The following is a 22,449-nucleotide window of genomic DNA, read 5'->3' as shown; positions in this document are numbered from 1 at the left end:
TTCTTATTGTCACTGTAAAACCCTATCCGCCACCACGCCGAACCAGAAGGTAAAAACCGTAAAGAAAAGTCCAAGAATCACGACATTACTGAGAATAATAATATATCGCAGTTGATACAAATACTCGTTTACCCTATATTCCGCCGCCTCGAAAGCTTGGGGAGGGAACGTCACATGTCACGCCAACAACCGCATCTTCCAGTCAGTTCAGCACGTCTGCTCGCTTCGGCGATGGGTGTGGCCATGACCGCCACCGCCGCCCAGATGGCGCAAGCGGCCGAGGACACCGACGGCAGGAACCCACGCAACAGCATTGCGCTGGACGCCACGAGCGTGACCGCGCAAGCCCAGGAGTCGACGTCCTACCAGGTGGAAAAAGCCTCCTCGCAAAAGTACACCGCCCCATTGACCGACACACCACGTTCGGTGACCGTCGTCCCGCAGCAGGTGCTCAAGGACATCGCGGCCACGTCCTTGCAAGACGCGCTGCGCACCGTACCCGGTATCACTTTTGGTGCCGGTGAGGGGGGCAACCCGCAAGGTGATCGGCCGTTCATTCGTGGCTTCGATGCTCAGGGCGACACCTATGTCGACGGCGTGCGCGACACCGGCGCGCAATCGCGGGAAATCTTCGACGTCGAATCCATTGAAGTCAGCAAGGGCCCGAACTCGTCTTTCGGCGGCCGCGGCTCGGCCGGTGGCAGCCTGAACCTGGTCAGCAAGTTGCCCAGGCAGCAGGACTTCACCAATGGCGGTTTCACCTATGGTTCCGACCAGACCCGCCGCTACACCCTGGACGTCAACCGCCAGTTCCTCGACAGCGCCGCGTTTCGCCTGAACCTGATGAGCCATGAGCAGAACGTTGCCGGCCGTGACGCGGTCAACTACGACCGCTGGGGCGTCGCCCCCTCGTTGAGCTTCGGCCTGGGCACCGATACCCGCGTCAACCTCAGCTACTACCATATGCAAAGCAACGACCTGCCGGATTCGGGCATTCCCTACGGTTTCAGCTCGCCAGCCGCCACGACTCACGGTCACGACAAACCGACCGACGGCGGCGACAGCAACAACTTCTACGGCCTGAAAGACCGCGATTTCCGCAAGACCCGCACCGACATCAGCACCTTTGCCTTCGAGCACGACCTGAGCGATGCGATGACTATCAAGAACACCTTGCGCCACGGCAATACCGGCCAGGACTACATCCTGACGCAACCGGACGACAGCAAGAACAACGTCAACAAGTACGGGACGGTCTGGCGCCGTGCCAACACCCTGGTATCGAACACCGAAACCACCACCAACCAGACGGATCTATTCGGCAACTTCCACCTGCTGGGCCTGAAAAACACCTACTCGACGGGTGTCGAGTTCAGCCGTGAGGAAAGCCGGACCAGCAGCTACAACGTTGCCGGCAATACTGCCCGAGTCTGCAACCCGGGCACGACGCCAAGCTGCACCTCGCTGAGCAACCCCAACCCGAATGACGCCTGGACCGGCGCCATTACGCGTAACTACGCGGGCACCAATACCACTGGCGACACCCGGGCGGCCTATGTCTTCGACACCCTCGAGCTCGATCCGAAATGGTTGCTCAACGTCGGCCTGCGGTATGACGCCTTCAGCACCAAGGCCGACAATGCCACCACCGGCAAGACCAGCAACGACAGTCATTTCTGGAACTGGCAGAGCGGCCTGGTGTGGAAACCAGTCGAGAACGGCAGCGTCTATGTGTCCTACGCCACGTCCGCCACGCCACCCGGTGCGATGCTCGGCCAGGGTAGCGACGGCAACCCGCTGACCGCCGGCAACAGTACGCTGCGAAGCGATCTGCAACCGGAAACCACCACCAACTACGAGCTGGGCACCAAGTGGGATGTGTTCCACGACCGTCTGTCCCTGAGCGCCGCGATCTTCCGCACCGAGAAGGAAAACACCCGGATCCTGGTCGCCCGGAACATCTATGAAAATGCCGGCACATCCCGGGTCGATGGCCTGGAGCTGTCGGCCAGCGGCAAGATCACCGACAAATGGCAGGTGTTCGCCGGCTACAGCTATCTCAAGAGCGAGCTGGTGGATGCCGGACTGACCGGGCGCAACGGCGCGATCACGACCGGGGCCGCACAGGCCAGCGGCAACCAGATGCCAAACACACCGAAGAACAGCTTCAGCCTGTGGACCACCTATGAAGTGCTACCGAAGCTGACCGTCGGGGGGGGGGCCTTTTACGTCGATGAGGTCTACGGCGACGCGGCCAATACCGTCTATGTACCGGCCTACACCCGTTACGACGCCATGGCCAGCTACAAGCTGACAAAGAACGTCGACCTGCAGTTGAACGTCCAGAACCTGACCAACGAGACCTATTACGACAAGGCCTATGCCGCCCACTTCGCCAACCAGGCGCCGGGACGGACTGCGCTGCTCACCACCAGCTTCCACTTTTAACGCCCGGCCAGCGACGGTGCCGCAAGCCCCGCCCATGCCCATGAGCGGGGCTTTTGTCCGTCTTGTTACACGAAAAAATGTCGTGAATATTAATTCGTCGCATTCTCACAAACACACGGCATAATGCGCGCCGTAGGAATCACTTCGAGAGAGCAAGGCGGTCGCTGTGTTGAAGAAAACACTGTTCCAATTGCACTGGCTGTTCGGCATCAGCGCCGGGCTGGTGCTGGCCTTCATGGGGATCACCGGTGCCACGGTGTCCTTCCAGGACGAGCTGTTGCGTCTGTTCAACCCCAGCGTCCTGCAACTCGAAGTGCCGGCCCAAGGCGAGGCGCTGCCCCCGGCCGAACTGGTGCGCCGGCTCGAAGCGCGCGAAGGCAAGACTGTGGCCATGCTCTGGGTCTCCCCTCATGGCGACAATGCCGCGCGAGTCGCCTTCACACCGCAGCCCGGTGAGCGCCGTGGGCAGATGCGCTATTTCGATCCCTACACCGGGGATTACCAGGGTGAGGCGCAAGGCCAGGACTTCTTCGCCCTGATGCTGCAACTGCACCGGTTCCTCGCCCTGGGCGACACTGGCCGGCAGATCACCGGCGCGTGCACCCTGATGCTGGTGTTCTTCTGCGTCTCCGGGCTCTATCTGCGCTGGCCACGTCAAGTCCTCGACTGGCGGGTCTGGCTGACCTTCGACTGGGCGAAAAAAGGTCGCGCCTTCAATTGGAACCTGCACGCGGTGGCCGGCACCTGGTGCCTGCTGCTCTATCTGCTGTCGGCGCTGACCGGCCTGTTCTGGTCCTACGCGTGGTACAGCAATGGACTGAACAAATGGCTGGCCGACTCTCCAATCCAACATCGCGGGGGTGAACAGCGCAAGCCGCCACCCGACGGCCCGCCCCCCAGCGCCGACTACGACGCGATCTGGGCCAGTATCCAGCGGGCCACGGGGCCCGGCCTCAGCGCCTACAATATCCGCATGCCGGCGGTGGCCGGGCAACCGGCAACGGTCTACTACCTGCTCAAGGACTCACCCCATGAGCGCGCCCTCAACCAGATCAACCTGGACCCGGCCAGCGGTGTTATCAGCGAACAGTTGCGCTACGCCGAGCAGAGCTACAAAGCGCAGTTGCTGACCAGCATTTATGCGCTGCACGTCGGCAGCTACTTCGGGATCACCGGGCGGATCCTGCTGACGCTGTCGAGCCTGAGCATGCCGCTGTTCTTCATCACCGGCTGGCTGCTGTACCTCGATCGGCGGCGCAAGAAACGCCAGGTCAAGCAGGCCCGCCTGGACCTGGACCCCCAAGCTGGCGATACGCCCGCCTGGCTGATCGGTTTTGCCAGCCAGAGCGGTTTCGCCGAACAGATGGCCTGGCAGAGCGCCGGTCAGTTGCAGGCCGCCGGCGTAGCGGTACGGGTCAGCCCGCTGGCCGACATCAATGAGCACGACCTGCGCGAATCGCAACATGCGCTGTTCGTCGTCAGCACCTTCGGCGACGGCGAGGCGCCAGACAGCGCTCGCGGTTTCGAACGCAAGCTACTCGGCCAGCCGCTGCCCCTCGATACCTTGAACTATTCGGTGCTGGCCCTCGGCGACCGGCAGTACCAGCACTTCTGCGCTTTCGCCCGCCGCCTGCACCAGTGGCTGGAGGCGCGCGGCGGCAATCCCCTGTTCGCCCCGATCGAAGTCGACAACGGCGATCCCTACGCCCTGCGCTACTGGCAACAGCAACTCAACCGACTGACCGGTGGCACGCCCCCGGTGGCTTGGCAGGCACCGATTTTCGCCAACTGGACCTTGCGCCAGCGTGTCCTGCTCAATCCGGGCAGCGCCGGTTCCGCCGTCTACCTGCTGGGTCTGACAAGCGAGACGTCGATCCCATGGCAAGCCGGCGATCTGGTGGAAATCCTCCCACGCCAGAGTGCCCTGGCAGTGGAACGTTTCCTCGCCGGACTCGGGCTTGAGGCCGACAGCCCGGTGCAACTCGACGGTTTGCCGGAAAGTCTCGCCCAGGCCCTGGGCGGACGCCAGTTGCCGGAGAATCGGGCTCATCTGGTCGGCCTGCATGCCCAGGCCCTGGTGAAGGCGCTGATACCGCTTGGCCCGCGCGAGTACTCCATCGCCTCCATTGCACGCGACGGGCAACTGGAGTTGCTCGTGCGTCAGGAGCGGCATGCCGATGGCAGCCTGGGCCTGGGTTCGGGATGGTTGACCGAGCATGCCGCAGCGGGTTCGAGCATCAGCCTGCGGGTACGGCGCAACAGCGGCTTCCATTTGCCGACTGCGCCGTGTCCGCTGATTCTGCTCGGGAACGGCACGGGCCTGGCGGGATTGCGCAGCTTGCTCAAGGCCCGCATTGCCAATGGCCAGCGGGACAACTGGTTGTTGTTCGGCGAGCGCAATATCGCTCACGATTTCCACTGCGCGGACGAACTGCGGGGATGGCTGGCCAGCGGTGACCTGGCACGCCTGGACCTGGCGTTTTCCCGTGACCAGGCGGAAAAGATCTATGTCCAGGATCGCCTGCGCGAAGCGGCGGCAGAACTGCGCCAATGGCTGGCAGGCGGTGCGGCGATCTATATCTGCGGCAGCTTGCAGGGGATGGCGACGGGGGTCGACCAGGTGCTGCTGGAATTGCTCGGCGCCGAAGCCGTCGAGCAATTGATCGAGCAAGGGCGCTATCGGCGGGACGTGTACTGAGGCCCGGCGAGACACCGCGTTAGCGTTCATCACCGGCAAGCCAGCGCCTACCGGGTCCGCGTCGAGTCAGATTTCCGTATACGACGCAATAAGCTGGGGCCGGCTTGCCGGCGATGGGGCCCTCAAGTATTGCGGCGCCAGGACTGACGCTTTCGCGGGCAAGCACCGCTCCCACAGTCTTCTGTTGTTCAGCAATTTTGTGTACGACATAAAACTGTGGGAGCGGTGCTTGCCGGCGAAGAGGCCGTTGAGCCTTGCGCCGCTCATAGAGACACCATCGCCGACAAACCGACTCATACAAGGAGCCACGCCTCAGACCGGCTGTAACTTCTGCTCGAACACCGCGACGCCATCCAGGTCGCGCAGCACCACACTCATCCCGCCACTCTGCCCATCGATATTCACCTCGCCAAAAAACTGGAAGCCCGCGAAGGGCGAAGCGTTCTGCGTCGGCGGCGCCTTCTCGAACACCACCCGTGGACCAAAGGTCCGGTCCAGCACATTGGGTCCGAAGCTGCCGGCATTCAGGGGCCCCGCGACAAACTCCCAGAACGGCTCGAAATCCTGGAACGCCGCCCGATCCGGATGATAATGGTGCGCCGCGCAGTAATGCACATCCGCCGTCAGCCAGACCGTGTTGTGCACCTGTTGCGCCCGCAGGTAACCGAGCAACTCGGCGATCTCCAGCTCACGCCCCTGGGCCGGCCCCGGGTCGCCATTGGCAATCGCCTCCCAACGCGGCACGCCAGGGCTGACTTCACCGTCCGGCACACCGAGGCCGATGGGCATATCGGCGGCAATGACTTTCCACTGCGCCGCCGAGCCCTTGAGTTCCCCCTTGAGCCACTCCAGTTGCTCACGCCCGAGAAAGGCCTTTTCGCCACCGAGATTAGCGTCGTTGGGCCCGCGATAACTGCGCATGTCCAGCACGAACACATCCAGCAGCGGCCCATAGCTCAACTTGCGATAGATCCGTCCGCCCTGATCGGCCTGTTGCCGGCGCATGGGTGCATAGTCCAGCCAGGCCTGACGAGCGCGGCCCACCAGGCCGTGGATATCCTTGCTGGCATAGCGCTCGTCCAGTTGTTTGCTCGGCGACCAGTTGTTGCTCACCTCGTGGTCGTCCCACTGCCAGATCTGCGGCACCTCGGCGTTGAAGCGACGCAGGTTGTCATCCATCAGGTTGTAGCGGTAATTGCCGCGAAACTCGTCGAGGCTTTCGGCGACCTTGCTCTTGGCTTCGGTAGTGATATTGCGCCAGATACGCCCGTTTTCCGTGGTGATCTGCGCCGGCACCGGGCCGTCAGCATAGATGGTGTCGCCGCTATGGATAAAGAAGTCCGGCAAGCGCAGGCGCATGGCTTCGTAGATGCGCATGCCGCCGATATCCGGGTTGATGCCGAAGCCCTGGCCGACGGTGTCGCCGCTCCAGACAAAGCGGATATCCCGGCGTTGCGCGGGCACGCTGCGCAGGTGGCCGAACCAGGACTCGCTGGCGACGCCGGTCTGGGTATCTTCGAAGTGCACGCGGTAGAAGATCGCCTGGTCCACCGGCAAGCCGCTCAGCTCGACCCGGGCGGTAAAGTCAGTGCGGGCGTCGGCCAGGGTTGAAACGAAACGGCGCGGATTGCCGAACACACTGCGGGTGTCCCACTCCACCACCATCCGCGCGGGCCGGTCGCTGCGGCTCCAGATGATTGCCTTGTCGCCCGAAAGGTCACCGGATTGCACGCCATCGGTGAGTTGCGGACGGTCCTTGACCGAGGCGATGACGGCCGGGGCCAGACCGGGCAAAAGGATACCCGCGCCCACGGCCTGCATGACACGTCGTCGTCCAAGATTGAAGTCGCTCATGCTGAACCCCTGAAGAAAAGCCAAAGGCTGAACTTAACTTCAGGGGATGAAAGAGGTGTGACAGGGGGGCAATTACGCGCGCGCCGGCGCCGGCTCCACCGCCAACTCAACCACTTCCGGCCGCTTGAGCACGGCATAGGCCAGCGCCGTCAGCAGGCTGCCGGCGACAATCGCCAGCAGGTACAGCAACGTATGGTTGATCGCATTCGGGATCAGCATCACGAACAGGCCACCGTGGGGCGCCATCAGCTTGCAGCCAAAATACATCGACAAGGCACCGGTCAGCGCGCCGCCGGCAATGCTCGCCGGAATCACCCGCAACGGGTCCTTGGCGGCAAACGGAATCGCCCCCTCGGAGATAAAGCACAGCCCCAGCACAAATGCCGCCTTGCCCGCCTCGCGCTCGCTCTGGGCAAATTTGTGCCGCGCAATCAGCGTGGCAATCCCCAGGCCGATCGGCGGCACCATGCCCGCCGCCATGGTCGCCGCCATCGGTGCATAACTCTGCGACGCCAGCAGCCCGACCGAGAACGCATAGGCCGCCTTGTTGATCGGCCCACCGAGGTCGACACACATCATCCCGCCCAGCAACACACCGAGCAAAATGGCGTTGGTGGTACCCATGCTGTCGAGGAAATGGGTCAGCCCCTCGAGCATCCCGGCCACCGGTTTGCCCACCACGTAGATCATCACCAGGCCGGTGAACAGGCTCGCCAGCAACGGAATGATCAGGATCGGCTTCAAGGCTTCAAGACTGCTGGGCAGCCGCGCATAACGATTGATCGCCTTGGCGCTGTAGCCGGCGAGAAAACCGGCGACGATCCCGCCGATAAAACCCGCGCCCAGGGTGCTCGCCAACAGGCCGCCGATCATCCCCGGGGCCAGGCCCGGGCGGTCGGCAATCGAGTAGGCGATATAGCCGGCCAGCAACGGCACCATCAACTTGAACGCGCTCTCGCCGCCGATCTGCATCAAGGCCGCCGCCAACGTGCCCGGCTCCTTGAACGCGGTGATACCGAAGACGAACGACAGGGCGATCATCAAGCCACCCGCCACCACCATCGGCAACATGAACGAGACACCGGTCAGCAGGTGTTTGTAGACACCGGTCTTTTCCTGCTTGGCCGGCGCCCCGGTGTTGCCCGTCGCAGCCTGTTCCGGCTGACCTTCGGCCAGGGCCTTGTTGAGGGTCGCGTCCGGTTGCTTCAAGGCGATACCGGTACCGCAGCGGTAGATTTTCTTGCCGGCGAAACGCTCGGTGGCGACTTCGATATCCGCCGCCAGCAACACCACATCGGCCTCGGCAATCGCTGTCGCACTCAGCGGGTTACGGGCGCCGACGGAACCCTGGGTCTCCACCTGCAAGTCATAACCCAGGCGCTTGGCCGACTGCTGCAAGGCTTCGGCAGCCATGAAGGTGTGGGCCACGCCGGTCGGGCAGGCGGTCACCGCCACCAGCCGCGGGGGGCGCTTGAGCGCAGTAACCGGTTCGGTGGCCACCGCAGGCGCGACAAACACCTGGGCCTCTTCGGCACCGCGCCGCAACACCGCCTCGACATCCTGCAACGCCTGGGCCGGGGTGCTTTGAAAAACCCGCTTGCCGATAAACCGCGACATCTCCACCGGCACGCTGCTGACCAGCAGTACCCACTCGGCGGCCTCCACCGTCGCCGCCGACAACTGGCGCTCCGGGTGCTGGCTGTCGTGGACTTCGACGCTGGTGCTCCAACCCTGACGCTGGGCCGCCGCATCGAGCAGGCGGGCGCAGAGCACACTGGTGACCATACCGTTCGGACAGGCGGTAACAATGGCTAATTTCATCACTTTCCCTCTTATTGTTCTGTCAGGGCGTGCACGCGGACGCCGCTTTCAAGCTGCGCCAACTGCGCCTTGTCACTGATGCCGAAACCGATCTGGGTCACCGCCTGGGCGGCAATCGCGGTGGCGGTGCGCAGGGTCTGCTCGGCGGAGTGAGCGCTGAGCAGCCCGTGCAGCATGCCGGCCAGCAACGAGTCGCCGGCACCGACCGTGCTGGCGACCTTCACCTTCGGCGGCAAGGCCTGCAAAGCCTGCGCGCAGGAGAACCAGTTCACCCCTTCGGCACCGTGGGAAATCACCACGTGTTCGATCCCCTGGGCATGCAGTTGCGCGGCGGTTTCGGCCTGGCTCTGCACCGAGGTGACGGGCGTCTGCAAGGCCTCGGCCAGCTCCTCGCCGTTGGGCTTGATCAGCCAGGGCGTCGCCGCGAGACCGGCGCGCAACGCCGCGCCGCTGGTGTCCAGGGCGACTTTCAAACCGAGCGTTTTCAAGCGTAGCAGCAGCGCCTGCAACCACTCGGGGCTGACCCCTTGCGGCAGGCTGCCGGCGACCACCACGGCGTCGTGCCCCGGGGCGATCAGGTCGAGTTTATCCAGCAGGGCTTGCCGCGCCTGTTCACTGACCAGCGGGCCCGGGCCATTGAGATCGGTGATCCGTCCGTCATGCTCGGCCAGCTTGATATTGCTGCGGGTTTCCCCCGGCACCCGGACAAAGGCATCGACGAAACCGCGACGCGCCATCAAGGCCTCGAACGGCTGCGGATTGCTGTCGCCGAGAAAGCCACCCACAGTCAGTTGATGCCCCAGGTCCGCCAGCACCTGGGCGACATTCAGCCCTTTGCCGGCGGCATGGGTCTGCATCGCTTCACTGCGGTTGACCTGGCCGGGCTCCAGCCGCGCCAGCTGCACGGTCAGGTCCAGCGCCGGGTTCAGGGTCAGGGTCAGAATCCGCGCCATTACAAAGCCTCCACGAGGGCACGCACTTCATCGCCGCTGCCGACCGCCAAGGCGGCCTGGGCCAGCGCCTGGGCCTCGGATAGGTTCAGCTCGCGTACCCGCGCCTTGACCTCGGGGATACTGCGTGCCGAGACGCTCAGTTCATCGACGCCCAGCCCTACCAGCACCGGCACCGCCGAGGGGTCCGCCGCCAGTTCGCCGCAGACGCCGACCCATTTGCCATGGGCATGGGCCGCGCGCACGGTGATATCGATCAGTTGCAGCACCGCCGGGTGCAGGCCATCGGCCTGGGCCGAGAGGGTCGGATGACCGCGGTCGATGGCCAGGGTGTACTGGGTCAGGTCGTTGGTGCCGACACTGAAGAAGTCCACTTCCTTGGCCAACACCGGCGCCAGCAGCGCCGCCGACGGCACCTCGATCATGATCCCCAGTTGCAGGTCGGCCACCGGAATTTCCAGGCGCAGGCGCTCGGTCATGTCCCGGGCCTGGCGCCATTCGGCAACGCTGCCGACCATGGGGAACATGATCCGCAACGGACGGTTGTCGGCGGCCCGCAACAAGGCACGCAACTGCCCTTCCATGATCTGCGGGCGTTGCAGGGTCAGGCGAATGCCGCGCACACCGAGGAAGGGATTTTCCTCTTTGGCGATCGGCCAATACGGCAGCGGTTTATCGCCGCCCACATCAAGGGTCCGCACCACCAACGGCCGCCCCGCCAGCCCATCGAGCACACGACGGTATTCGGCTTCCTGGGTCGCCTCGTCCGGCGCCTGCTGATGGGCCATGAAAATCAGCTCGGTGCGCAGCAGGCCGACGCCTTCGGCCCCCTGCTCCACCGCACTGGCAACGCCGGCGCTTTCGCCGATATTGGCGAACACCTCGACCGCGTGGCCATCGCGGGTCAACGCCGGTTCGTGGCGCTGCTCCGAGGCCAGGCGCAGGCGTTGCTCGCGGGTGTCACGTTCCTGCAAGGCGCGCTGCAGGGTCACCTCATCCGGTGATACATGCAGGCGACCGCGTTGCCCGTCGATCAGCAAGGACGTGCCGGGCGCCAGCAGCAGCACCGCCTCGCCGGCACCGACCAGGGCGGGAATGCCCAGGGCCCGAGCCACGATCGCACTGTGGGCCGTGGCCCCACCGCGGGCCGTGAGAATCCCGGCAACCCGTGCCGGATCCAGGCGCGCCACATCCGAAGGCCCGACTTCATCCATCACCAGCACATACGGCTGGTCGGGCTCGGCCAGGGTTTCGACACCACACAATTGCGCCAGCACGCGCCGGCCGACATCCCGCAGATCCGCCGCTCGTTCGGCCAGCAAGGCATCCTGCAAGGACTCTTGCTGACAGGCTGCCGCCTCGATCACCGCCATCCAGCCGACCTCGGCGCTTTCGCCCTGCTTGAGGCGGGCTTCGACGTCATCACTGAGTTCCGGGTCGTCGAGCATTTCCTGGTGGGTAATGAAAATTTCCCGAATGGCCTTGGCCTTGCTGCGCTGGATCAGCCCTTCGATGTCCGCGCGCACCAGGTCCAGGGCCTGTTGCAGGCGTTGACGCTCAAGCAGCGCGGACTCGCCGCGCAACGGGTAATCGAACTGCGCCAGCACCTGGACATGGGCCGGGCCGATGGCGATTCCCGGTGCGGCGGCGATGGCCTGGAGCTGGCTGCCGGCACTCGGCGCCAGCAGGGGCACGAGTACTTCTTCCGCCGCAGGGCTCGCGGCACTGATCGCCGGCAACGGCTCGACTTCCTCGCCGAGGCCTGCTTCCACCGCCGCCAGGAGCGCGGGCAAGGCATCGGCGGCAATGCTCGGTTCAGCGATGAATTCCAACACCTGGGCACGCCGCGCGCCCAGGCTGAGCAGCTTGCTCAGGCTTTTGACCGACACCGCGGTGGCCGTGCCATCGACGATGCGCACCCGGATATCGCCTTCAAAATTTTTCGCCAGTTGTGCCAGGACCTTCGCTGGCCGCGCGTGCAGGCCATGGGCATTGGCCAGGGCGATCCGTGCGCTCGGCCAATCGGCCGGCAACTCACCGCCAAGGACTTCGAGCACCGCACGGCTGCTGGTGGCGCGGCCCAGTTCGTGACCACGGCCTTCGATCAACAGCGCACACAAGCGTTCGAGCAGCGCCTGGTGCGCTTCGCCGAGACTGGCCAGGCAGAACAGGCCGCTCAGGGGCTGACCGAGGTAACGTATCGGTTTGTTCGGGGTCACGAAGGCCAGGCCCGGGCGCTTGACCGTCTGTTCGCTGTGCAGCCACCAGAGGCCATCGCCCAGGGGCAAGGCTTCGACCTGCTGCAACACGGCGGCAAACCCGTTGCTGACGCAATCCGCCTGGCGCAACAGGCGTGCGCCGCGCCAGACCAGCTCTTCGAAATCGTCCGCGGCCACGCCCAGGCCGATCATCTGTGCATCCAGTGCCAGTTCCTGGGGCGCGCCCTGCAACAATTTCAGCAGGGCTTCGGCGGAACTGGCACGCCGCAGGGCCTGGCCCAGATCGGTTTCACCGAGGGCGCGGGTCAGCAGTTGCAGTAGACGCAAGTGCTCGTCGGAGCGAGCCGCAATACCGATGGCCAGGTAGACGATCTGGCCGTCGCCCCAGTCCACGCCCTCGGGAAATTGCAGCAGGCGCACGCCGGTGGCGAATACCTGGTCGCGGGTTTCCGGCGTGCCGTGGGGAATCGCAATACCTTGGCCGAGAAAGGTCGAGCCCTGGGTCTCACGAGCCTGCAAGCCCGCCAGGTAACCCTCGGCTACCAGGCCGTCGGCCACCAGTCGGTTCGCGAGCAGTTGCAGGGCCGCAGACTTGTCCACGGCCGACTGGCCCATGGAAATCTGCTCTACGGTGAGCTCGAGCATGCCTTTCTCCTATTCAGCGTCAGGTGGACGCTAGGTATTGTTTTGAATGAGTCAGCTTAGGCGGATGGCCCGAACAATGTGCAACGGTCTTCTGGCAGGACTGTGACACGGGCTGAATACCGCAAAAATACGCTTGCTGAAACGTTTAATCTAGAGTGTTCGTCACGTTACTAGATTATTGTTCGGTGTTGAAGCCCAACCTGTCGGCTACAGACCGATCGCTCCCAGGCAAATGTGGCAACGTGGGCACCGCGTGTGTCAGCGAATCTTTTGCTGGGCTCACCGGCCTCTTCGCGGGCAAGCTCCGCTCCCACACAGTCGGCTGCCGGAATAGGATACGATCAACGAAAATGCAGACATGAACGCTGCAGCAAAATAAGGAACTCCCCGTTTGAAACTCAGTGATATCGCCCAGTTGGCCGGTGTGTCCGTCACCACCGCCAGCTACGTGATCAACGGCAAGGCCGAGCAACAGCGTATCAGCAACAGCACCGTGGAACGGGTGCGGGCAGTGGTCGAGCAACATGGCTTCACACCCAACCCCCAGGCCGCCGGGCTGCGCAATCGTAATACGCGAACCCTGGGTTTCATCCTGCCGGACCTGGAAAACCCCAGTTACGCACGCATCGCCAAACTGCTGGAGCAAGGCGCTCGCGCCCGTGGCTATCAGTTGCTGATCGCCAGCTCCGACGACGCCCCAGACAGCGAGCGGCAACTGCTGCAACTGTTCCGCGCACGGCGCTGCGACGCGCTGTTCGTCGCCAGTTGCCTGCCGGCCGATGACGACAGCTATCACTTGCTGCAGGCACGCGGCACACCAGTGATCGCCATCGACCGGGAAATGGAACCGGCGCATTTCTGTTCGGTGGTCAGCGATGACCATCAGGCCAGCCTGCAACTGACCCGCAGCTTGCTGCGGCCTTTGCCAAGGCATATCGCCCTGATCGGTGCCCGCGCCGAATTGAGCATCAGTCGCCAACGGGCGGCCGGCTTCCAGGAGGCCTTGCACGGCTTCAAGGGCGAGGTGCTGATCGAGCATGGCGAGGCGTTCAGCCGCGAGTGCGGGCGTCAGTTGATGGAAGGTCTGATCAAGCGTCTTGGCCATCTGCCGGATGCCCTGGTCACGACTTCCTACGTGCTGCTGCAAGGCGTGTTCGACGCCCTGCACGATCAACCGCTGAAATCTCAAGCGCTGCGCCTGGGCACCTTCGGCGATACCCAACTGCTGGACTTCCTGCCGTTGCCGGTCAACGCCATGGCCCAACAGCATCAACTGATTGCCGAAAAAGCCCTGGAACTGGCCCTGGCCGCCATCGAGGAAAAGAACTACCAACCTGGCGTCCAGGCCATCGCCCGGACCTTCAAGCAGCGAATCCACGAGGCCTGAAGGTGGAGTTGATCGACACCCACACCCACCTCGACTTTGCCGATTTCGATACCGATCGCGACGAGGTCCTCGAACGCAGCCGTGCCCTGGGAGTGGGGCGGATGGTGGTATTGGGGGTTTATCAAAAAAACTGGCAGCGGCTCTGGGATCTGGTGCAAAGCGACTCGCGGCTGCACGCCGCGTTCGGCTTGCATCCGGTGTATCTGGATGAGCACCGCCCGGCCGACCTCAGCGAACTGGGCGACTGGCTGAGCCGTTGCGCCGGCCATCCGCGGCTGTGCGCGGTGGGCGAGTTCGGCCTGGATTATTTTTTGCCGCAACTGGATCGCGAACGCCAGCAAGTGCTGTTCGAAGCCCAGCTAAAACTCGCGGCGGACTTTGCCCTGCCCGCGCTGCTGCATGTGCGCAGAAGCCACGCGGCGACCATTGCCACCCTCAAGCGCTTTCGCCCGGCCCGTGGCGGCATCATCCACGCCTTTGCCGGCAGTCGCGAGGAGGCCCGGGAATACTGCAAGCTGGGTTTCAAGCTGGGCCTGGGCGGCGCCGGCACCTGGCCGCAGGCCTTGCGCCTGAGCAAGGTGATCGCCGACCTGCCGCTGGACAGCGTGGTGCTGGAGACCGATTCACCGGATATGGCGCCAGTGATGTTCGCCGGCCAGCGCAACAGCCCCGAGCATTTGCCGGCGATCTGTGCGGCGCTGGCCGGGCTGATGGGGGTGAGCCCGGAAACCCTGGCGAACGCCAGCACGGCCAATGCCTGTGGGCTGTTCAACTGGCCGACGACAGTGACATAAGCGCTGGCAAGCCCCAATATCCTTCAGCGAAGAACAAGCTCAAGCCTGGCGAGACCTGTGGCGAGCGGGCTTGCCCGCGTCCGGCCGCGAAGCAGTCGCAAAACCGGTTTTCTTGGTCTGCCTGATAAACCGAGCTCGCCGGTTTCAGGGCCGCTTCGCGCCCCCGAGCGGCGGTGCGGCGTTCCGACAAGCCCGCTCGCCACAAGACCGTGCTCGGCGACACATGACCTTAACTGAACGACATTGCGCCAACCCCCGCCTCAGACCCTGAACGCGCCGATCAATTGCTTGAGTTCCACCACCTGCACCGAGAGCAGACGACTGGCACTTTCAGTCTGGTGCGCGCCCTCGGCCGTACGCTCACCCGCGCGGTTGATCTCGACGATGTTCTGGTCAATATCATGCGCCACGGCGGTTTGCTGCTCGACGGCGGCCGCGATCTGCTGGTTCTGGTCGACGATCATACCCACCGCGCCGAGGATATTGTCCAGCGCCTGCTGGACCTTTTCCGACTGGCTCACGGTAGTGTTCGCCATCCCATGGCTGATGCCCATGGCCTTCACCGCCGCCCCCACGCCGCCATGAAGCCGGCTGATCATCTGCTCGATTTCCCCGGTCGAATGTTGGGTGCGCTTGGCCAGGGTCCGCACCTCGTCGGCCACCACCGCGAAGCCGCGGCCCTGCTCGCCGGCCCGGGCCGCCTCGATGGCCGCGTTGAGGGCCAGCAGGTTGGTCTGCTCGGCGATGCTCTTGATCACTTCCAGCACCCGGCTGATGGACTGGCTGTCGGTGGCCAGTTGATTGATCACCTGCACCGACTGATCGATCTCGCCGGCCAACTGCACGATGCTGTTCTGTTGCGACTCGACCAGGCCGCGGCCACTGAGGGTTTCGCCGTTGACACTATGGGCACTGCTCACCGCGGCTGCCGCGCTACGGGCGACCTCCTGGGCGGTGGCCGACATCTGATTCATCGCGGTCGCCACCTGTTCGATCTGGCTGCGCTGCCCGGCCACCGCCTGATTGCTGCGGGCCGACACCGATTCGACCTGGCCGGCCTGGCGCTCGACCTCACTGACGGTCTGCCCGACCCTCTCGATCAGGTCATGGATCTTCGCCACGGTGCCATTGAACACGCCGCCCAGTTCGCCCAGTTCATCGCGGCTATGGGCAACGAAATTGACCGTCATGTCCCCGGCCGCGACCTTGTGCATCATTTCCCCCAGGCGCCGCAAGGTGGTCCGGGTCGAGGCATAGAAGCCGCCGTACAGGTAGACGATGGAGAAAAACACCGCCGCCAGCGCGACCACCAGTGACAGCATGTGCAGGCGATTTTGCCCCAGGCGCTGTTCAAGCTCCTGGCCGAGATAGGCCAGGGTTGCGTCATTGAGCTGGTAGGTTTGCGCCATCAGGGCGCTGACCTGATCGTAGAAAGCCGGCCAGGGCGCATCGAGGGTTTCGGCCATGACCACCTGTTCTTCGAACAGCTCGCTGCCTTTTTTCAGCGACGCCTTGCTGCCGGCGGCCTGTGTATCCAGGGCGGCGTGGGCATTTTTACTGCTGCCCAGGGCATCCTGGAGTTTCAGGGCGTATTCGCCCTGCAACTTCTCGATCTGCTGCAACAACTCATCGAAGCGCGTGCTCGACGCCGAATTGAGAAAGCCCTGCCCCAGGGAATAAGCGCCCATGGAGCGACCTTCGCCGAGGATCTGGGTCACCTGCGGCGTGACGCTGGTCACCAGTTCGCTCAACTGCCGCAAATCGCTCTGGTTATCACGGCTGAGCCCCGATTGACTGGCAATGATCTGGCTGAAAATCTGCGCCTTGGCCAGCAGTTTGGTAATCAGCGCGCTTTTGCTTTGCAGGGAGGTTTCGGCCTGCTGGGCCTTGAAAGCGCCGATCATTTCATCGCGTTTGGCATTGAAGGCATCGACCTGCTCGGGGTCGATCGTCACCGGCGCCAGACCTTGCAGGCGGGCCAGAACACTCTGCTCAAGGGTGTGAATTTTGCCTTCCAGGTCCCCCGCCTTGCCGGATTGACCGAGGACGGCATCGATCTGCACCTGGTTGTTCAGGGTTTCCAGGTCGCGCCGCAGGCTCAGGCTGCTGCCCAGCAGGTCGAGGCTTTGCAGCTCGATCTGGGTACCGGAGAATTCTCGATAGGAATCGCGTACCAGGTAGAAGTTGGTCACCAGCATCGGCACGAAGAACAGCACGCTGATCAAACTGAACTTCTTGCCGAAGCTCAGGCGGTTCATCAGGGCGACGGCGGGATATAGCAAGCGCTTCACTGGAATGCTCCCTTTCGTATTATTTTTATAGTGGCAGGCACGGCGAGGCACAAAGCCAGTATCCGCAGCTACTGCCTGTATAACGTAATTTGAAAGGGAGTTTTGTAACTTAAGGTTAATGGCGGCACAGCCGGCGGCCTGACAACAGTGCCTTTGGCGGCGCCCGAACGGGGCTCTTCGCGGCGGTGCGGCGATCCGACAAGCTCCGCGCCCACAGAATCGAGTCACACCGCAAACCTTCGGTCAGCCCCGGACATTGTGGGAGCGGAGCTTGCCCGCGAAGAGGCCCTTGAGCCTTGCATCGCTTCCAAGGACGCCATCGCCGGCAAGCCGGGCTCCTACAAGGTCCGCGCTGTTGGTGAGGGCAGTGTCTCCAACCGGATCAGATCAACACGGTCCACAGGGCAAACCCGGCATACCAGAGCACCGCTGCCCGCAGCAGCAGTTCCCACAGGCTGTCCAGGCTGGTGACGCCATCGGCACCGACTACCGGCGCGGGGACTTCCCCGGCGACGCGACCGACTTTCTCCACCAACTGCCGCGCGGTGATATCCCAATTGAGCAGCTCATGCAGCATCACCCGGCTGACCCCGACAAAGTTGCCGACCAACGCCAGGCTGGCCGCCAGCAAGCGCACCGGCAACCAGTCGAAGGCGTGCCGCAGCAACGTCGCGCGCTCCACCAGCGCCGGGCTCTGGCCATGGTCCGCCGCCAGCGCCAGCAGCCGATAACTCAGCGCCGCCACCGGCCCCAGCAGGAAATACCAGAAAATCACCACGAAGAAACTCTGGTAGGCCTGCCACAACAGATAGCCCTGGACCTGCTCCAGCAATTGCTCATCGTTGTCGGCGCAGACATTGAGGTCACGCTTGGCCACATGCACCGCCGCCTGTACATCGCCACGCCGCCAGGCATCACGAAACGGCCCGAGGGCCGCCAGCAGATCGCCACGGCCCAGGCTGTAAATCACCACCAACAGGTGCACCGGCAAGGCCAGCAAACCATAGGCCAGCGGTTGCAAGGCCATCAGCAGCAGCGCAAGCACGACCACCGGCAACAGCACCAGCAGAACCAGCACCAGCCAGGGGTGCCCGGCTGTCCGTGGAGCGGTTTCCAGCCGGGCCAGCTCCCGCAGCCAGGCGCCGTCACGTTGGACCCGTTGGCGCAAGGCCGAGAACTTTTCGATCCAGACCGCCAGCAGCAACACCAGAAAACTCATTGTGACTCTCCTTTTTCCAGCACGGCGGCACGAAAGCGCGCCCAGTCGAACGCCGGTCCCGGATCGGTCTTGCGGCCCGGGGCAATATCGCTATGGCCGCAAATCCGTTGCGGGGTAATGGCCGGGTAAGCGGCCCGCAGCTGACGGGTCAAACCGATCAGCGCCTCGTACTGCGCCTCGGTGAAAGGCAGGTCGTCCGTGCCTTCCAACTCGATGCCCAGGGAAAAATCGTTACAGGTTTCCCGCCCCTCGAAAGACGAGATCCCGGCATGCCAGGCCCGCTCCAGACAAGAGACAAACTGAGTGACGACACCGTCACGTTCAATCAGGAAATGCGCCGACACGCGCAGGTCGGCGATGCCTTCAAAGTAGGAATGTTCCGTGACATCCAGGCGGTTCTGGAAGAACTCCTGCACCTTGCCCGTCGCGAACTGCCCAGGCGGCAGGCTGATGTTGTGGATCACCAGTAGGGAAATTTCCTCGGCCGGACGCTGGTTGAAGTTGGGCGACGGACAGTGACGCACGTCCTGGCACCAACCGCTGGCGGGATCCAACTGCATACCGATTCCTTCGAAGACAAAACGACAGGCTCAGTATGCCGCGATAGACACGGGGATGGGTCAGCAATCCACGCTTATGCAGGAAATTTTCTTGAGCGACGCCCCGCGCCGGGACAAGCGAGGCGCACTCAGCGCATCGTCATCCGCCGCAGATTGCCGATGACCGACGCCAGCGCCCGGTCGAACAACAAGGCGTCGTCGAGCAGCCGGACCGCGCCACGGCGGAACTCCACGGCCAGGGCCTGGGCCGTTCGTTCCAGCACCTTCATGCCGGTGCGATTGACGAAAATGTACTTGCCGCCCGGCTCGATGATCGCCGTCAGCTTGCAACGCAGGCTGTTCTCCGCGTCCTCGCGGATTTCCACCCACTGGCCGATATGCAGTTGCCGGACCCAGAGCAGGGCGGCGTCATCGGCCGGTAACTCGAAGGCGGTGTCTTCGGCCAGGGGCTCGTGGGGCGCACTGAGGACAATCTCCTCCACCACCTCGACCATCGCCGGTGCCCTGGCGCTCACCACCGGTTCGGCACTCTGCCGGGCAAGCTGCTGGAGCACCTGCACATGCAGACCTTCCAGCTGGCTGAAAAACTCGCTGGTGGCGAAGGGGTCGAATGCCGCGCTGGTCAGGCCATCGCGCAGCGACTTGAGCAACCCCGGTACCCGCTCCAGCAGCTTGAGGCGCGCATCCACCGGGTCCTGGGGTTCGACACTCCAGATCAAGTCGTCCATGGTCTGCACGCCGGCCTGCCATTCGGCGGACGCTTCGCCCTGCTTGAGCCAGGTCAGCAACAGCACCTTGCTCCAGGCTTCCTGGAGCAGACGCACCACCACCTCGGGCAAGGTCCGCCCCAACAGCCGCTCGTTCAAGACTTCCTGGACCCGCTGACGCGCCTGTTCGGCCTTGGCCCGGCCCTCTTCGGCATCGCGGGTACGCTGTTCGAGCAATTCGCTGCGGCGGCGCTCGTCGCTGGTAAAGGCGAGGAACTCCACCAGCAGCTCGGCAAAGATCGCCGGATCGTCGACGAAATCATTCAACAGGCGCTGCACGATCTGCTCGATGCGCACATACAGGGCGTCACGTTGATAGTCGTCACGAGCCCCCCAGCCCAGGGCGGCGGAGGCTATTTCATTCAGCAGGCGGCGGGCCGGATGGCTGCCACGACTGAAGAAGCTCTTGTCCAGGACCGCCACTTTCAAAATCGGGATCTGCAAGCGACCGATCAGCGCCTTCAGCGAATCCGGCAGGACACGGTCATCAAGGATAAATTCGAAGAGCATGGCGACCAGGTTGATCACATCCTCGTCCATGCCCCCGACCACCCGGGACTTGCCGCTTTTCACGCTGACCCGGGTCAACAACTGTTCCAGCTGATTGCGCAGGTCGAAGTCTTCCGCCGAGCTGGGCTCCGGCACATATTGCTGCAGATGCGAGAGCAGGCGCAGCAAGTCATTGGTGGAAATCGGCTGGACCTCGGAGCCGGCCTCGAGCTTGGGCGCCACGCTGCCACGCACATGCAGCAGGAGTTCCTGCAAGGCGGCGAACACCTCCTGCACGCTTTCATCCAGGGGCTTGGCGCTGGCGGTCGGCGCCTGACGAGCGTGGGCGCTGGCCGCCGCGCGATCACTGGCGCGGCGCGCCGGGGCGGCCTTGAGCTCCGGCAGTACCCCAGTGGCGATCAGCAACTGATTGGCCTCGGCGTACAACTGGTCGGCGTCGCGCAGAACGTATTTCTCGAACAGCTTGAGAATGATCAGCTTGACCTTGATCTCCACCCCGAGGTTGCGCCCGGCCTCGAGGAAGTACTCACAGAGCATCGCCGGGCCCATGGGATTGCTGGCATCGTCGACACGCCGGGTGATCAGCGCATTGAGGCGGGTGCTGAGTTGCCCGAGGGCGAAACTGTCGCGGCTGAGGACCTTGGCGACCATGGCATCAAGGGCCACGGTGCGTTCCAGCTCATCGTTGGACACCAGCGCCAGGGCTTCGTAGGACACCGCCGAGGACAGCGTCGGCTCACTGGTGTCGTACTGGCCAAGACCGTCAAAGGCTTCGAAAAAACGCTCAAGAAAACCACGTACGATACTTTTGCGCTTGAGGCGCAGGTCGCGCATGGCTTCGAAAAAAGTGTTCTGGTCGACATTGTTCTGGGCCTTGTCGGCCATTTCGAACAAGGTGTCGTCGGCGTTATCGAACAACGCCTGCAGGCCTTGCTTGAGCTGCAACGCGGCCTTGTCACGGACCTGGACGAGAACCACGGGCAAACGGGCCAGCGGCGACGGCGTCGCCTGATCGTCGGCTGCCTTGTGCAAAGGCACGACCTTCCCGTCATTGTGCATCAAAGCCTCCTGCCGCAGCGGTTCTGTCAGTTCGGGTGAAAGATCGGTGTGTGCGGGGAGTGAGCAGCATGCCTCACGACCGCTTCTCGGCGAACACCCCAGGCGCTGACCGGCTATCGATAATCGGGGAATAACAGAGACGTCAAAGCTATGACGTCAATTACAAGGCAGATTATCTTGTAAAAGATGTCACTTTTACTAGTGTCTCGGCCAGTCCTTTTCATATCGCTATGAAAATAGACCGTCGATCGGACAAAAACGCTCGCGGCAAGCGACCAAAGGCCAGGATCGGGATGCCGGTATCGACCAGGCGCCTTGGGTTGGGCGGCGCCCTGCCCCTATAATCAAGGCACTTTGTTTGTGGAGTCCGTTATGCCGAATCTACGCCTCGCCGACCTGACCGCCGAAATCGAAGCCAACGTGCGCCGCGCGTTGCTCGAAGACATCGGCAGTGGCGACATCACCGCCCAGCTGATCCCCGCCGAGCGCCTGGCCAAGGCCACCATCATTACCCGCGACGCGGCGACCATCGCCGGTACGGCCTGGGTCGATGCGGTGTTCCGCCAGCTCGACCCACGGGTGGCCGTGCATTGGCAGGTGCGCGACGGCGACCGGGTACAGCCGAACCAGCCGCTGTTCCACCTGGAAGGCCCGGCACGCTCGTTGCTCAGCGGCGAACGTTGCGCCCTGAATTTCCTCCAGTTGTTGTCCGGGGTCGCGACCCATGCGCGTTATTACGCCGACCAGGTCGCCGATACCGCGGTCAAGCTGCTGGATACCCGCAAGACCTTGCCGGGCCTGCGCCTGGCGCAGAAATACGCGGTGACCTGCGGCGGTTGTCATAACCATCGGATTGGCTTGTACGATGCGTTCCTGATCAAGGAAAACCATATCGCCGCGTGCGGCGGGATCGCCCAGGCGATCAGCGCGGCGCACAAGATCGCCCCGGGCAAGCCGGTGGAGATCGAGGTGGAGAGCCTGGACGAGCTCAAGGAGGCGCTGGCGGCGGGGGCGGACATCATCATGCTCGATGAGTTGAGCCTGGACGACATGCGCGAAGCGGTGCGCCTGAATGCCGGCAAGGCCAAGTTGGAAGCCAGCGGCGGGATCAATGAAAGCACCCTGCGACCGATTGCCGAGACCGGTGTCGACTACATTTCGATTGGTGCGATGACCAAGGATGTGAAGGCGGTGGATCTGTCGATGCGTTTGAGCCTCTGAGAAGAG

At 63.5% G+C, this 22,449-nt stretch carries 13 protein-coding genes; 5 read left to right on the top strand and 8 right to left on the bottom strand.

All coding sequences use genetic code 11. From position 1 onward, the window contains the following. Nucleotides 1–174: 174 nt before the first annotated feature. Nucleotides 175–2,448 (top strand): TonB-dependent receptor, encoded by a 2,274-nt coding sequence (locus M5B99_RS14855; RefSeq protein ID WP_248804749.1) that lies wholly within the window; start codon nt 175–177, stop codon nt 2,446–2,448. A gap of 166 nt (nt 2,449–2,614) precedes the next feature. Continuing rightward, nucleotides 2,615–5,146, top strand: a complete 2,532-nt coding sequence (locus M5B99_RS14850; protein ID WP_248804747.1) for a PepSY domain-containing protein — start codon at nt 2,615–2,617, stop codon at nt 5,144–5,146. 312 nt (nt 5,147–5,458) lie between these two features. On the opposite strand, the gene M5B99_RS14845 is transcribed toward M5B99_RS14850, so the two are convergent. The 4 genes from M5B99_RS14845 to ptsP form a co-directional block, all read right to left on the bottom strand. Next, nucleotides 5,459–7,000 carry an alkaline phosphatase D family protein gene (locus tag M5B99_RS14845; RefSeq protein WP_248804745.1) on the bottom strand — a complete coding sequence of 514 codons (1,542 nt, stop codon included), beginning with the start codon at nt 6,998–7,000 and terminating at the stop codon, nt 5,459–5,461. A 72-nt stretch (nt 7,001–7,072) separates the two neighbouring features. Continuing rightward, nucleotides 7,073–8,821 (bottom strand): PTS fructose-like transporter subunit IIB, encoded by a 1,749-nt coding sequence (locus M5B99_RS14840; RefSeq protein WP_248804743.1) that lies wholly within the window; start codon nt 8,819–8,821, stop codon nt 7,073–7,075. Nucleotides 8,822–8,832: 11 nt separating this feature from the next. Next, nucleotides 8,833–9,774: a 1-phosphofructokinase gene (gene pfkB / locus M5B99_RS14835; protein WP_248804741.1), complete on the bottom strand. Its 942-nt coding sequence runs from the start codon at nt 9,772–9,774 to the stop codon at nt 8,833–8,835. Continuing rightward, nucleotides 9,774–12,635 carry a phosphoenolpyruvate--protein phosphotransferase gene (ptsP, locus tag M5B99_RS14830; protein ID WP_248804739.1) on the bottom strand — a complete coding sequence of 954 codons (2,862 nt, stop codon included), beginning with the start codon at nt 12,633–12,635 and terminating at the stop codon, nt 9,774–9,776. Before ptsP ends, pfkB begins: the two co-directional genes overlap by 1 nt. Before the next feature lie 391 nt (nt 12,636–13,026). Here ptsP and cra point away from each other — a divergent pair, with 391 nt between their 5' ends. Continuing rightward, on the top strand, nt 13,027–14,022 hold the full coding sequence (gene cra / locus M5B99_RS14825) for a catabolite repressor/activator (RefSeq protein WP_248804737.1): 996 nt from the start codon (nt 13,027–13,029) through the stop codon (nt 14,020–14,022). Between the two features lie 2 nt (nt 14,023–14,024). After that, nucleotides 14,025–14,816, top strand: a complete 792-nt coding sequence (locus M5B99_RS14820) for a TatD family hydrolase (protein WP_248804735.1) — start codon at nt 14,025–14,027, stop codon at nt 14,814–14,816. A gap of 260 nt (nt 14,817–15,076) precedes the next feature. On the opposite strand, the gene M5B99_RS30265 is transcribed toward M5B99_RS14820, so the two are convergent. From M5B99_RS30265 to M5B99_RS14800, 4 genes are all read right to left on the bottom strand, one after another. After that, nucleotides 15,077–15,781 (bottom strand): methyl-accepting chemotaxis protein, encoded by a 705-nt coding sequence (locus M5B99_RS30265; RefSeq protein ID WP_412548737.1) that lies wholly within the window; start codon nt 15,779–15,781, stop codon nt 15,077–15,079. Between the two features lie 1,708 nt (nt 15,782–17,489). Continuing rightward, nucleotides 17,490–18,326, bottom strand: coding sequence for a regulatory signaling modulator protein AmpE (ampE, locus tag M5B99_RS14810; RefSeq protein WP_248804731.1), 837 nt, complete (start codon nt 18,324–18,326; stop codon nt 17,490–17,492). Beyond that, a complete protein-coding gene (gene ampD, locus M5B99_RS14805) occupies nt 18,323–18,886 on the bottom strand; it encodes a 1,6-anhydro-N-acetylmuramyl-L-alanine amidase AmpD (RefSeq protein WP_248804729.1) in 564 nt (187 codons plus the stop codon). The genes ampE and ampD overlap by 4 nt, the downstream gene beginning before the upstream one ends. A 128-nt stretch (nt 18,887–19,014) precedes the next feature. Continuing rightward, on the bottom strand, nt 19,015–21,222 hold the full coding sequence (locus M5B99_RS14800; RefSeq protein ID WP_248804722.1) for a DUF1631 domain-containing protein: 2,208 nt from the start codon (nt 21,220–21,222) through the stop codon (nt 19,015–19,017). A gap of 372 nt (nt 21,223–21,594) precedes the next feature. Between M5B99_RS14800 and nadC the strand changes: the two genes are divergently transcribed. Further along, a complete protein-coding gene (gene nadC, locus M5B99_RS14795; protein ID WP_248804717.1) occupies nt 21,595–22,443 on the top strand; it encodes a carboxylating nicotinate-nucleotide diphosphorylase in 849 nt (282 codons plus the stop codon). Nucleotides 22,444–22,449: the final 6 nt, after the last annotated feature.

Source organism: Pseudomonas sp. MWU13-2100, assembly GCF_023242365.1.
Taxonomy (GTDB): Bacteria; Pseudomonadota; Gammaproteobacteria; order Pseudomonadales; family Pseudomonadaceae; genus Aquipseudomonas.
Note: the sequence above shows the minus strand (reverse complement) of the source record. Positions and strands in the feature narration are given on the sequence as shown.